Annotated in this window: 11 protein-coding genes; all 11 read right to left on the minus strand. The window is 57.8% G+C overall.

Annotated elements, in window-relative coordinates; genetic code table 11:
• Positions 1-310: 310 nt before the first annotated feature.
• Complete coding sequence (locus tag ABFY71_RS18335) at positions 311-1,537, minus strand: HNH endonuclease (RefSeq protein WP_347947328.1); 1,227 nt, start codon at positions 1,535-1,537, stop codon at positions 311-313.
• A gap of 885 nt (positions 1,538-2,422) precedes the next feature.
• Positions 2,423-3,376 carry a hypothetical protein gene (locus tag ABFY71_RS18340; RefSeq protein WP_347947329.1) on the minus strand — a complete coding sequence of 318 codons (954 nt, stop codon included), beginning with the start codon at positions 3,374-3,376 and terminating at the stop codon, positions 2,423-2,425.
• 124 nt (positions 3,377-3,500) lie between these two features.
• Positions 3,501-6,689, minus strand: coding sequence for an SNF2-related protein (locus tag ABFY71_RS18345; RefSeq protein ID WP_347947330.1), 3,189 nt, complete (start codon positions 6,687-6,689; stop codon positions 3,501-3,503).
• A gap of 104 nt (positions 6,690-6,793) precedes the next feature.
• On the minus strand, positions 6,794-7,123 hold the full coding sequence (locus tag ABFY71_RS18350) for a phage head closure protein (protein ID WP_347947331.1): 330 nt from the start codon (positions 7,121-7,123) through the stop codon (positions 6,794-6,796).
• A complete protein-coding gene (locus tag ABFY71_RS18355) occupies positions 7,123-7,737 on the minus strand; it encodes a head-tail connector protein (RefSeq protein WP_347947332.1) in 615 nt (204 codons plus the stop codon). The genes ABFY71_RS18350 and ABFY71_RS18355 overlap by 1 nt, the downstream gene beginning before the upstream one ends.
• Positions 7,738-7,786: 49 nt before the next feature.
• Positions 7,787-8,224: a hypothetical protein gene (locus ABFY71_RS18360; RefSeq protein ID WP_347947333.1), complete on the minus strand. Its 438-nt coding sequence runs from the start codon at positions 8,222-8,224 to the stop codon at positions 7,787-7,789.
• A gap of 68 nt (positions 8,225-8,292) precedes the next feature.
• Entirely contained in the window at positions 8,293-9,567 is a 1,275-nt protein-coding gene (locus ABFY71_RS18365; protein ID WP_347947334.1) for a phage major capsid protein, read from the minus strand.
• Between the two features lie 11 nt (positions 9,568-9,578).
• Complete coding sequence (locus ABFY71_RS18370; RefSeq protein WP_347947335.1) at positions 9,579-10,421, minus strand: head maturation protease, ClpP-related; 843 nt, start codon at positions 10,419-10,421, stop codon at positions 9,579-9,581.
• A complete protein-coding gene (locus ABFY71_RS18375) occupies positions 10,399-11,673 on the minus strand; it encodes a phage portal protein (RefSeq protein WP_347947336.1) in 1,275 nt (424 codons plus the stop codon). Before ABFY71_RS18375 ends, ABFY71_RS18370 begins: the two co-directional genes overlap by 23 nt.
• Before the next feature lie 20 nt (positions 11,674-11,693).
• A complete protein-coding gene (locus ABFY71_RS18380) occupies positions 11,694-13,466 on the minus strand; it encodes a terminase large subunit (protein WP_347947337.1) in 1,773 nt (590 codons plus the stop codon).
• Positions 13,450-13,695 (minus strand): phage terminase small subunit P27 family, encoded by a 246-nt coding sequence (locus ABFY71_RS18385; RefSeq protein ID WP_347947338.1) that lies wholly within the window; start codon positions 13,693-13,695, stop codon positions 13,450-13,452. The genes ABFY71_RS18380 and ABFY71_RS18385 overlap by 17 nt, the downstream gene beginning before the upstream one ends.
• Positions 13,696-13,730: the final 35 nt, after the last annotated feature.

Raw genomic sequence — 13,730 nt, forward strand, 5'->3', positions numbered from 1 at the left:
GAAAATGGCTGCGTGAATTCTACCGCAGAACCCCGTTAAAAACGGGGGGATTACCGGCGCAGGTGCGCGACGGCGCCCAAATCCTTGCCTTTCTGATACCGGTCTTTGTCGATCTGATGATGGATAGTCCCCGGGAAGATTGGGGGCGGCCGTTTTATCCGGTTGTTAAGCAATAGCGGCCGAGACGTGCAAAGCGAACCTAGCCAATGGTCTCGTCAATGTCCCCCTTTATAAACTGCGACCTCCACAAGCCCGGCAGAGATAGTATGTTCGCCTACCCGCTGACTTGCACAAGCGAGCCGGAACTCCACTAGCCGAGGTGTGCCATCTCGCCGTTCTTGTTTCTGAAGTGCTCGAAGTGAAAAACAAGACTCGTTGGGGAAACTGCGTCGGCAATCGTTTTGCCGCGAAGGTTCAAGTAGTCCGACGATTTAACCAGGTCAGAAATTACGACCTTCTTGGTTTGGGGGTCGATAGAGACAAGGTGCGCATCAAATAGCTTGTGAATGTCACTTCTAAGCAGAAGGCCATTTTCTAGTTTGTCGCGGTCGGCAAACCTCTCTGCATATGGGATAATGTGGGCCGCTTGGAGAACCGAAAGCTCGCTCGTGCCAGTTATCGCACAGCAGTTTGGGCGCTTATTCAAAAGTGCCTGCCTGAAGGCAGTTTGGTATCGCCGTAGGACCACCTGACGCAGGGATGTGTAGTCTTCGACCTTCTCTAGGTTTTCGTAATCATCAGGGTCTGGGCTTTGGCTCTCGTATTCCGCGATCCTGTGGACTTTTTCCCTGACTGCGGACAGCAGCTCGTCCACCTCATTATCCGGGATAGGCCAAATCCGGCTATTGCGGCTCTCGTTGATCCGGGAAATGAAACTCCCGCGATCCTTGTGAGCCTCCAAGAGTTCTTTCCCCACGGGCCGCTCAAAGAATACTGCGTCGAGAACTTGTGCGCTTCTCCTCGACTGCAAGGGACCAAACTCGACAACGGCGGTTAATCCTCGTCCCCGCTCGCCGTCCTTTTCCTGTTCATGAAGCCACACTAGGCCGCGAAAGCCCTTGGATAAGGTTTCGTCGGCATAGCTATTCTCTTTGTGTAACTCGGGGAGATGGGCCTCACGACCGATCCAGCTTTCGGCTGTTGGATGAACACCTCTTTCACCAAAAAGCTCGATTGCGCTGGTCTTGATGAAGAACTGTATGTCCTGCCGCCGGAACTGGTCCACTTTGGTCGCACCCAGCCTCAATCGTTCCTGCGCTGCGGCGAGCACGTCTTCGGAAAACCGGTCGGGATATTTGACCACCAAGGCCTCATAGCTCTGATTGGTGTCGACCTCTTCAAACCCTGCGGAACCCTTCAAAACCCGGCTCGAAATCACCGAAACAGTCCCCTGCGCGTTGATGTCTCGGGGTTCATACCCGAGGCCAGCCGGCTTGCCTTGGTTTCGCTTAACCTGCTGCCAATGTTCGTAAACCCGAGCGAGGTCATTTTCCAATGGGTCGCTGCTAGCCCTGAGGGCATCCATGATTTCGGACATGCGGTATCCTGCTTTTTTTACCCTGAGTAATACTCATAGGACTGGAGTGAACCCCGTTTCACCGGACAGGCGGCGGTTGGGTTTAGGCCTTTTAGCCAGCTGCTGAGTACAGACCACCAGAGATCAATAGACTTCTACTCCATTCAGTAGGCGGCAACGCGGCGCTGCACAACAGGATCATTGAGCTGCTGCGAAGCGCAGAATAAGATAACCCGCTCGTTGTTGCCTAACCTGAATCAGCTCCATTAGGGATGGGAATATGGGTCACACCAATTCTTTACTCACGTACCCCTCGGAAACGTCCCTGCGCACGGCCAAGGGGACATTTGTACTTTGAGACGGGGGGACCACCTTGCCGATCTGGTCTTCCGGGTAGCTCAGACCCCAAGCTACGGCCAACCTGCCGAAATCTACAACGGGGGTGGAGGTGTCCAGTGTTTTGGGTACGGGGAGTTGAACCAGCCTCACACCGTTACCCTTCGTATTCGTGCGAAGCCATGGGGTAAGGTCGTCAACAATCTTCCGGTGAAGTAAGCTTTTCGCCCCACCACCTACGAGAAATACTGACAAGTCTTGACCGTCCTGCCAACATTGCGCGTTGGGGTCTTTGTCTGTTCGCGTCGTCCAGACAACTTCCCACATACTGCGCTCACACTGTTGAACAAAAGCCGCTTCAGTTCGTCCCTGCCCGAGGAACCAGTGCATCGCCTCGACACCTAACGGCCTGACCATGCCACTCTGTAGTGCATACTGATCCGTTCCTGGCTCCCAACGGTGGAGCCTGAAGGTGCAGATGTCCAGCGTCGATGCTCCTACATCTACCATGAGGTAGAGATCGAGTGACGCTAGGTTTGACTTCACAAAACCTACTGCTTCAGCGACCGTCTAGGGAAAGACGCCTATACCGAGTTCAAGAGCTCTGTCTTCCGACATGCCTGCCGTGACGACAGCATCATCGGTCAAAAAGAGCTTAACGATCTCGATGTCTGGCCGATCACTGTAATTCGCGCAAAGAAGCGCGGCTGCTGCGATCTGGCGATATGTAGCCGTCAGCTGGCCGTTGTCTGCCTTCTCTGCCGGTAGGCCAAGGTTAAGCAGCCACCTGGTATGTCTTCCTCTAAAAAGGTTTGGTCGATGAGTCCTAAGCCACCCGCGTGTATACCTGATCACATAAGCCAAATAGGCGGTGGCGGCGTCGGCTTTTGATACGGATAGACCGCGATATTTGCCGGGCGTAACATTGCCATCAGCACCGGACGTCATAACGCCCTGCTTAAGGGCGTGAAGCAGCAAAGCGCCCTGCTCCGGCCAAGCGATGAACTGTCCATCCGGACGGAGCCACAGAACCGTCTGCCATAGGTGTGGCTGATTGTTGCTTACGCAATGCTCTGGTGCCGGTATCGCCACCGTCAGTTCGCCGGCCTCGTATGGAAACCGCACGACGACCTTGGTACAGCTGGTGCCAAAATCGAGACCGATCACCGCAAAAAGTTCTTGGAGATCGTCTCGAACTTCTTCACCCCCTCCGGGGGTCAAGAGGGAGCCCAAGATCGCCTGACTGCTTTCAGAGATGCTGTTCGGTGGCGCCTCTCGAACAGATGCTCCCTCTGGCAACTCCCACCATTGAAACGGAGGCGCCTTTTCCTCAGGCAACGGCCCGACGGTTTTCGCAGGTCGCAGCTTCAACCCTCGCTTGGGATTCCTTCCCAATACCTTCGGGGTTTTTGGCGGCTTAACCGCTGCGGATGGTCGATTCGGAATTCGCTTAGCAATCGCAAGTTCCGTTTTTCGAGTTGAATTCGCCGACCCTGCCTGCTTCTGAATGGCAATCGCCGCCATGGCCTTCCCGCCGAGCTTAGTACGTAGGTCGGAAAGCTTACGCAAATTATCGTCTGAAAGTGTATTGCGCACCGCAGAGCCGCGTTCATCGCGTCTTAGTCCGCCCATAATCCCCCCCAAGTCCCTAATTTATCTGAACTATTACCACCGCGACGTCGCTCATTTCTGGGGTAATGTTATCCAATACTTCCAATTCTGTTAGTCTCTGTCTGCAGCTCTCGTGCAATCTTCGTAGCTTTCCTTCTGTAGCTTCCACGAGGGATCGACGTTGCCTCGCCTCTTTGGTCTGCCCCCTCTGCTCAAAATATGTTGCTCGTTCAGAGTGTTTGTCACGAGTTTGTACCAGGGTCTGTGTTTTCGCGTCTTGATGGCGTTGAAGTGCACGCCGCCGGATGCGAACCCGGTCAGAGACCTGCGCCTGCGCCTGGGCGACGAAGTTATCGAACCTATCATCAAGTTCGGTGAGTACACTCATTCTCAACAGCGCGGCCCCAGCCGGCAGTCGGGGGTCAGAAGCAATGTTCGGCAGCACCCTGCCATTGTTTGCGATGGCAGACGCAAGCACTTCCGCCTCTTCTGGAGAAAGTGCAGCCCCTGTTTCGAGATGAGCGCCAGCATATGCGATACGGTTGTTTGCGACGACACTGGCCTCCGGGGTGCTGGCATTCCAGCGTCTGATTCCCAGCACGAAGGTGCCGGTGGGGCACTCAAAATCTAAGTCAGACTGGCGTAGACTGGCAGCTACGGGCTGTGGCTGTTGGAGCTCGTCTGTCGAGTCTAGGTAGGCTGCAAACCGAACCAGACTATGAATCTGAGAAATCACCTCGGCGTCCCCGTCTCGCTTTCGCGCCACAGACGCTTCAAAGCGATACCTCTGTTGATCGTTTCCGCTAAGGATTCGGGTGGTGCCCTTCAGCCCTCTGCGAGCAAGATAACTCGAAAAGTTTTCCACGGCTTCGGTCGAGAGCTTGATACGGTAGCGATCCGACCCCGCAGGGCTCATCTCGATCATGCTTCCCGGAAACGAGCGATGTAGGCGGTCCCGCACGTAAACCAGAACGTCATTTCCACTAAGCCAACGGTTCATTCGGCGGCTGTCTGCTATCGACTGAAGTATGTAGTCGCCGTGCCGAATTAGGGCACCCGCCTGCTCTTCCAGTGCGTCCTCCTGCTGGCGGAGTACCTCAAGCGCCTGGGCTGCCTGTTCGATCGCCTCGATCCTCTGAGCATCTGTAAGTTTGGGATTGACCAGCTTCCTGGTCATGTCACGAATGGGCTCCCCCAAGACCGCTTCAAACTCTCCCAGTGCTTTCTGACCGAGCCCCAACCTGACATAAAGCCGGTTGTATATGCGCTGATCGATAGTGCCGTCGAACACGAGGTTCAGAATAACAACCACGTCCTCCTTCTGTCCCAAGCGATCAACGCGGCCGATCCTTTGCTCGAGCCGCATTGGATTCCAGGGTAGGTCGTAGTTCACCACCAGCCAGCAGAACTGAAGGTCTATGCCCTCGCTGCCTACCTCAGATGACAGGAGGACCTTTCGATTGACATCAGTCTTAAACCGCTGAAGCACTACTTCTCGTGGCTCCCTAATGCTGCCGTGCAACAACTCAAGGGTGTCCCTTCCAAAGTCCTCCACGAGCCTCTCTTGGAGGTAGCCCAGTGTGTGCTTGAACGTGGAAAATACTATAACCTTTGCTAGGGCGTCGTCCGCCCACACTTTCCGCAGCTGATCGAGAAGCAAAGCATACTTACTGTCACATGCGCGAAGCTGTTGCGTGTAACCCAACCGGCTCGAAAGAAAGGCCAAGCGCGAGACCAGCGGCCCGACGTGTGGCGAGGGCGTGTCCTGTTCGTCCAGTTCATCCGACCCGTCGTCCTCATGCACCAATGACGAAATTTGCCCGGCAGGTAGGCTCGACCAGTACGCCGAAGCTGCAGCGGGGCTCGACGATAACAAGCGCTGTGGCATCGATAGCAAGAAGCCATCGCTCACGTCGTGCTCAATAGCGTACTGACGGACCTCTTCGGTCACTGCATCATAGAAGACAGATTCGATCGGCAGCATAGTCAGAGTAGGAGCTTTCACATCTCTTCTGACCCGGAATTCCTCGACGTCTCGGCGGCGCGTCCTGGTAACATAGTTTGCGAGTTGGTTGGCTTGCTCCAGTCTAGAAGCAATTTCCGCCCGCTTGCTCATTGTCAGTTCCGCGCTCTCGATTTCTTTTCGAACTAATCGCAAAGCTGCGCTGTCGGCGAGAAGCTGGTACCGCATCGCTTCGTCTAGCCGCCTCAAGATATCGGCCGCGGTTGTATCAGGCTTAAGCACCAGATCTCGGGCCTGTACAATTGGAGCGTTGACTTCAATAAGCTCGGAAAGAGTGTCTTCGTACTCAAAAGTGTCCGGATCAATCAGTCGGAGTAGGGATTGAAGATCACGGTTGCGAAGGTGAATTGGCGTCGCTGACAAGAAAACCCTGTGCGAACTAACTGAGTTGAGCAGTGAGCCAAGGGCATGAAGTGCTGTTTCTGGATTGCGCATGTGATGCGCTTCGTCGATCACCAGCAAGTCGAGAAGCGGCGTTTCTTCTGCGGCTGCATCTAGAAATCGTGCCAGCAATGCGCGAGGATTTAAGCGGCTGCCTTGCCCAACTGTCTCATCATCAGACCACCCTCTTGGTGGCCGCAGCGACTGCATGCTCGCGATAGCCGCAAAGCCGCTGTTGGCGCCGGCCGAACCGCTAACAAGTTCCAAAAGTTCATCAGCGTTGACAACGCGCGCATCAACGCCAAACCGTTGGTGAAGTTCGATGCGCCACTTCTGGCAAAGCGTCTTCGGGCAGATCACCAAAAGGCGATTGCTCTGCAGCCTCGCACGCAGCTCTGTCCAAATAAGTCCCGCCTCAATTGTCTTTCCAAGACCTACTTCGTCAGCGACGAGCAACCCATCTCTTGGCGAGTTCAGCAGCTTAAGGACGGGTTTGAACTGGAAAGCGTAGAAGTCGGTGTCCGTAGCCTCCATGCTGTAAATGACGTTGGTGAGTCGACCGGTGACTCGGAGGCGAGCAAGGGTGCGACGCAACCATTCGGGATCGGTAAAGCTGCCGTCTTCAAACCTTTGATCTAGTGGAGGGAGCGCCAAAGGCACCACTTCAAGGGCTGACTCAGGTAGCCAAGCCTGGCTTCCATCTGGAAATAGAACTGGGAGCATCTTGCTACCCGCACGAGAACGCGGCTCGCCTGGCTGAAGTACACCAGCGCGGGTTGGGTCGGACTTCAGGCGTACAAATGACCCAACGATAGGCTGCAAAGGTTCTCCTTCAGCAAAAAATAGTCTGCCGTTTTATTAGCCGGTAATAGTCCATACACGCAATGTCGCGGCAAGACGAAAGAACGGGGCGTCCTATGCCCTCGTTAGTCCGCCATCGCCGATCCACGCAACATCACCCCTTCACGCCGGCCGATCTCGGTGGCCTCGGCAATATTGTATGTGCGCCCATAATAGACCACGCGGTCCATTGGCGTGACTGATGCCGTAGTGGTGCTCCATCGCATGACAAAGACGTCGGTGACCGTCGCCTGAATTTCTGCGGCTGCCAGTTGCTCGCGCGCCGATGCTCGCCGCCATGACGCCCAGACCGTGGCTATCGCGGTATAGCCTTCGATAGGCTCGTTATCGCTATTATAGCTGATGCCATACCGCTCCAGGGTGATGCGGCGGTCGAGTTTCCCGGCGTTCAGCATTAGAAAGATACCCGGCGAAAAGGCGCGACCAGAGCGTCAATCGCGTCTGTTGGAATCGGTCCAGCATCCGCACCAAGTCGATAGGCGTCGTACATCAGCCGAACGTGGATTAGGATTGCCGCTTTGATGGCGGCGGGGATGGAGGATTGTGCCGGGATAGCAGGATCCCCCGGCACTGCCGGGACCGTCGCATAGCCCGCTTTATAGGTCACGGCCACTGGCTTGATGGCGTTCAAATCCGAGGGCAGCACCGCGCCGCTCTTAAAACGAACGAAAGAGCCTGCAGCGTCTTCCATCAGCGCATAATCGCTGTCTGCAATGGTTGTCGGTGCGCCAGCGCTGTCGGTCGCAACAATACTGGTGATGGACAATGCCGGATAGAGCGGTAAGCGCATACAGCCGCCGAAGCCGTCAAAGTCCTGCCGCCATGTCTGTTCGACCAGTGCGCGGCCCAGAATGCCCACCCAACCGTCCAGATGGCCCGCCGCAGCAGCGATGAAGCCGGAAATCATGTCGTCATGCTCGTCATGATCGACGGCCAGCTGCATCTTGGCGTCGGCCAACGATACAGGCGTTATCGTGGGGGCGGTCACAAGGACGGGTTTGTACATCATCAATACCCCTGAACAAGAGAACGGGGCGACCGAAGCCGCCTCATTTCATTTAACCCTGGTTGGCCTGCGGATTGTCAGTGCCATCGCCCTTGATGACCATGGCAGCAATCGGCGTGCCGGTGCCGTGGGTGCCCGAGAACTTGGCCAGAACCTTAAGGTAGCGCTTGCCGCCCCTGTAGCCGACGCGATAGCAGGCGGCAGCGGCATGGGCGACAACCAGCGTCTTGACGATGCCGCCAGTGGTGCCGGACACGCCCAACAGGTCAGTATCGGTGACCGCCGTATAGGTCGCGTTATCGTCAGAATGGGTGACGGTAATCTCGATCTTGTTGGTGCCGGTGAACGTGATGCCGCCGATGCCAACGGCGAGAACGATTTCGGCAGAATTGTACCCCTGGAGGTCAATGGCGGCTGGCGTATTATCGGCGGCCAGTACCGCCGCGCCGATTGCTGACACGATGGTCAGGCTCGAATGCAAGTCCTTCATGGTGAAGGCCCTTTCATGAATGGATGTGGGGATGAAAACGGGCGACCGAAGCTACCCGTCAAATGCCGTTAGGTGCTGACCTTCACCAGCTTGAGCGCTTCAAAGTTCACCACGCCGCCGCCGACGCGCTTGGTCGTGTAAAACAGCACGTTGGGCTTGGAGGTGAACGGGTCGCGCAGAACGCGAATGCCGATGCGATCCACGATCAGATACGAACGGTTGAAGTCACCGAACGCAATTGGGAAGGCGTTGGCGGCAACAGCCGGTATGTTGTCGTCGGTGTGAACCGGCTTGCCCAGGATCGTTGCCACTTCGGCAGCGCCAGTCGGGGGCGCCCAGATAAAGGCACCTTCCGCATCCTTGAACTTGCGCACCGTGTTCATGGTCGCGTCCGACATCAGCCACGACGCCCCATTCCGATAGCCGGACTTGAGCGCGTAGTAGAGGTCGATCAGAGCATCAGCCGGGTTGACGGTCGTGGTGGCGGCAAGGAAGCCGTCAGCCTTGCCGGTAGCCACGAAACCGAGCTTGCCCCACGCATAGGAGCCGTTTGCCACCTTGTCGTAAGACAGGATGCCGCGCGGCTTGTTGATGCCATCGCCGTCAGCAAAGGCAGCGCCTTCCTGCTCGGCAAACTCGATGCTGACTTCATCGGCAAGCCAACCGGCAATGTCGATGCGGCCATCATCCAGCATGGTCTGCGTGGCGCCCGGCATTGCGTAGATTTCGCCGGTGTTGATGGCGATTTCACGCAGCGTTGGGGTAGCAGTGCCGGTGCGGGCATCTTCTTCACCGACCCAGCCCGAGGTGGCCCCGCCCATATTGACCAGCTTCTTGTAGGTCTGGCCTGAGATGGAGATGACGCGAGCCAGCGAACGAATGGTGGACTGTGTGCCCAACACGCGGTCGATGCCGGCTTCCATTTCCTCGGGGACCAGGTAGCCGCCGTCAGGGTCGGACTGCGTGGTCAGCTTGGCCTTGACTTCGAGGTCACGCAGGCCCGCTTCGGCGCCGCGACGGAAGAAGCGATTAAACGCTTGGGTGTGTTCGCGTTTGTCGGGGTCTTCGGCATTACCAGTCCCGCCGACCTTCATGGCGGCAATCGCGGCATTCACGCTGTCCAGTTCTTTGGTCAGCTTGCCGAGGTCGGCGTTGATACGGTCGACCTTATCGGTCTGCACCACATCGGCCATGCCGGCTTTGATGTCGTCCAGTTCCTTGGTGCGTTCGGCCTTGAACGCTTCGAAGGTCGTCTGCAGTTCGGCAAGAATTTTAGTCGCATCGCCCGCATCAGCGCGAACGCCGACCAGCCCGCGAGCGCGGGTGTTCAGTGCTTTGGTCATGATTTATCCTTTCAGGACCGCATTGTTGCAATGAGCCGCTGGAGCGCGGCAGGGTCGAGGTCAGCGTCGCGCGTGACCGCCGGGGCAGCGTCGTGCATGGTCCCGGTTGCATCCTTAAGCATCTTGCGGCGCTCGACACGCGGCACGCCCGATTGAGCAAGGATGGCATCTAAACGCCGTTTGGCGTGGATTTCAGGGCGAGCCGTTGCCGAAGCACCGTCGCCAATTGTCTTTTCCGTTACGGTGTCCGCGAACCCCTTCGCCACGGCTTCCTTGGCCGAGAACATGGTTTCTGCGTCCATATACTTTTCGATATCCGCCCGCTTAAGACCGGTGCGCGATTCGTAAATATCGATCTGGGCGCTGTCGATCTGCTCGAGCGTTTTCACCGCAGCAGCCAAATCGTTGCGGTTGCCGATCACGACGCCCCAGGCGTTGTGGATCATCAGGAACGTGCCCAGACCCATGCAGATTTCGTCGCCGGCCATGGCGATATAGGACGCGGCAGACGCCGCAATGCCCATGACTTCGACCGTCACCTTGGCCTTGTGCTGGCGCAGCTCGTTGAAAATGGCAAAACCCTCAAACACATTGCCGCCCGGCGAGTTGATCTTCACCGTCACGTCTTTCGCGCCAATCGAGCGAAGCGCCGCGCTCATGCGCCGTGCCGTGAAGCCGCCGCCAGACCAAGGGTCTTCGCCGATCATGTCGTAAATCGTGATGGTGTTGGGGGCTTCATCGGCCGCCGCAACAGGAATATTAGCCCAGCGTGCCAGCGCGTCAGAAGGAACGTCCCACTGATACGCGCTCGGCTGCTGGAACGCCTGGATTTCAGGCAGTTTGCGCAGGCTCATCGCCATCATCCTTTGGTTGTCCGGGGGTGCCAGCTGTGTTCGGCGGGTCGAAATACACATCGCCACCATCACGCGGGTTTTGATCTTCGAGCGCGCGGATTTCATTGGGGCTGTAAACGCCCCATTGCAGCCCTTTGACGTAGGCCTCCCAGCGAGCCTTGATGTCGCCTTTGACCAGAGCCGCCCGATTGAAGCGGGCATAGAGATTGTCGTCCCCTCCGATCAGGTCGCGATTGATCGCCTCTTCCCACATGGTCAGATGGTCTTCGAGCGTATAGGCGACGAAGCCGATCGACTGCTGCTCGATGCCGGTGCCCCAACTGGTCGACTTTTCGGTGTCGCCGATCATGTGCGGCGGTACGCCAAAGAACATGGCGATGTCGGTGCGGCTGAACTTGCGGCTCTCCAGCCACTGGGCATCTTCGGCGGTCATGGCGATGCGGGCATAGTCCATGCCTTCTTCGAGGATCAGATTTTTGCCGTCCTGCTCTCCCCCCGACCGAAATTCTTCCAAACCCGCTTTCAGGTTGGCGACCGCTTCGGGACCGAGCTTCTGCGGATGCTTCAGCACCCCACTGACCCGGGCGCCGTTGCGGAACATAGTGGCGCCGTGGTCTTCCATAGCCAGCGACAAGCCGATGGTCTCGCGGGCATAGGCAATGGCGGAGACACCATGCACGCCATCGAGTGTCAGTCCGACGAGGTGAAAGACTTCGTTTTGGGCCAGCTTGATGCGGCGGCCATCCGCGCGCGTATAAAGATAATCGAGCGTCAGATCATCGGCCTGGCTTACGGCGACCCGGTCGGGATGCAGTGGGATCAACTCCTGAACCAGGCCACGCGAGCGGACGATCATGGCATAGGCATTGCCGCGCAGCAGCAGATGCGCCTGCAGCATGCGGCGGAATTGCGACGGCGTCTGCCATCGGTTCGGCTTGCGTCGCAGCACCGACCAGATCGGCGTGTCGGAGGCATCCTCACGGATGCGCTCATCCACCCGGCGTTTGATGTGCAACGGCAAGGTCGCGACGGCGCCGGAGATGATGCGCACACACGCATAGACGGCGGCCACCCGCATGGCGCTGTTTGGGGTGACCGTCGCCCCCGATCCCGTTACCTTGCCGGCGCGCAGTGCCTCTTCCAGCTGCTGGCTGGTCGCGATGACAATCCCACCACCAGCATCCTGAAACGACGCGCGCAAAGAGGCGGTCGGCGGCTTTGCACCACCGAACCAGTTTGACCAGAATGCCATTTGGTTTCTCTTCCGCGCCGCTAAAGCATCAGAATGCCGCGGCTCTCATAGACGGAGCGGCCGGCATTAACGTCACGGGCCAATGCCCGACCGAGTGCGTTGCAAATAGCCACGATGCCGTCGATCCGCTCGGTTGAGCGCTCCTTGTCCGGCTTGATATTGCCCGCGGGATCGTGGCGAACCGCAACATTGGAGGCGTTCCAGCGCAGGACCGGATGACCGCCATGCCAGAGGGATCGCGAGACCGACAGCCGCTCCAGTTCCGCTGTGGGCGCGGCCATGCTCAAAAAGCCCTGACCAAACTGCACCAGGTTCAGGCCCTCATCCTGCAAGTTCTGAACGATTTCGCCTGCAAAGGTCCGGTCATAAGAAAGCTCGCGCATGTCGTATCGCGACGCCAGCTCGAGGATTTCTGTCTCGACAAAGGCAAAGTCCGTCGCGTTACCCGGCGTGGCGGTCAAATATCCTTGGTCGCGCCAGACGTCATACGGCACGCGGTCGCGCCGTACGCGACGCAGAATGTCTTCCTCTGGGATCCAGAACCGGCAAAGCACGATCCATTTGTCCGCAAGATTGCCGAGGTCACCCTCCAGCGTCGGTGGAAAGGCGAGCACGAACGCCGACAAATCGTTGACGCGGGCAAGATCAAGTCCGCCGTAGCATTCGCGGCCCAGCAGCTTCAGCTCTAACGCCTCAAGCTCGTGCTTGACGACGCGCCAGTCGGTGGCGACGGAGAGGCCGCCTTCCTCCCAAACACTTATGTCGAGCCAGCGTGTCACCTGCTCAGTCCATTCGTTGAGGCGCAGCCGCCGGATCGCGTTCTGCTGCGCCGGCATTTCTTTGGCCTCATCGATCTGGCGCTTCAGATCATCGGTCTTGACCGTGACGCCGAGACTGGGATTGGCCTTCACCCACACTTTGGGATCGGTCCAGTCATCGCCCGCATCGATGGTGGCGATATAGCCAAACCAACTATCTGCGGACTCTGTGGGCACAGTGCCTTCCAGCGCCTTGACCGAGAACTCGTGATGCTGGCGGCAGACCGAATGGCGATCATAGCCCGCTGTGGTGATTTCAAAGATCAGCGATTGCCGGCGCGCGCCGGTTGCGGTGTTCAACTTCTGGATGATTTCAGGCCCAGGGTGCTCGTGCACCTCATCGACCGCGGCGAAGTGAACGTTCAGACCATCCATTTTCGTCGCGTCCGCTGACAGGGGCCGAAACCACGACGATGTCGGCAAAACAGCAAGATTGTTGACTGTGCGGGTAACCCTCGCCTGGAGCGCGCTACTTGCCCCCACCATGCGCTCTGCCTCGCTAAAGACAATGCGCGCCTGGTCACGGGTCGTCGCCGCGGAGTAGACATGCGCGCCCAGCTCGCCATCGGCAACAAGAGCATAAAGCGCAGTACCGGCAAGCAGCACCGATTTGCCATTCTTGCGCGCCACCTCGACATAGGCCGTGCGGAAACGGCGCATGCCATCCTTGCGCTTCCAGCCGTATAGCGAGCCGACGACAAACTGCTGCCAGGGCTGCAGCACGAACGGCTCACCGGCCCACTCGCCGGTCGAATGACGCAGGTGCCCAAAGAAATCGATGGCGTGCCGCGCGGCGCCCCCGTCCCAAACCAAGCCGCGCTTTTCGCCTGACTTGAGATCGGCCAGATGCCGCTCGCATGCCAATCTGACCAGGCCTCCCGCAACGATCTTGCCGGCGACGACCGAACGCGCATAGGCACTGACCGGGCAGGAGGATGCCTTCCTTCCAGAGCCGGCTTTACGGTTTTCTGCCACGGTTCAAAAATTCCTCGAACGGATCGGCGGTTTCGGCCGGTTCAGCCACGCGGATGCGCGAGCGGCTTGATGGCGTCAGCCCGAACTCAGCTTCGATCTGGGCCATCTGCGTCAGGCACTTGTTCGCCACGGCCAAGAAAGGGTTTTGAATGATGTTGTCGTTGGAGGTCTTGACCACCGGGCCGCGGCGCTTCACTTCAGCTTCTGCCTCGGTAATCCCCCCACCAATTGACCGGGTTCAAAAGTAGAATTTTCTCGGCATTA

This window comes from Devosia alba (genome assembly GCF_039938915.1).
In the GTDB taxonomy this organism is placed as follows: domain Bacteria; phylum Pseudomonadota; class Alphaproteobacteria; order Rhizobiales; family Devosiaceae; genus Devosia; species Devosia alba.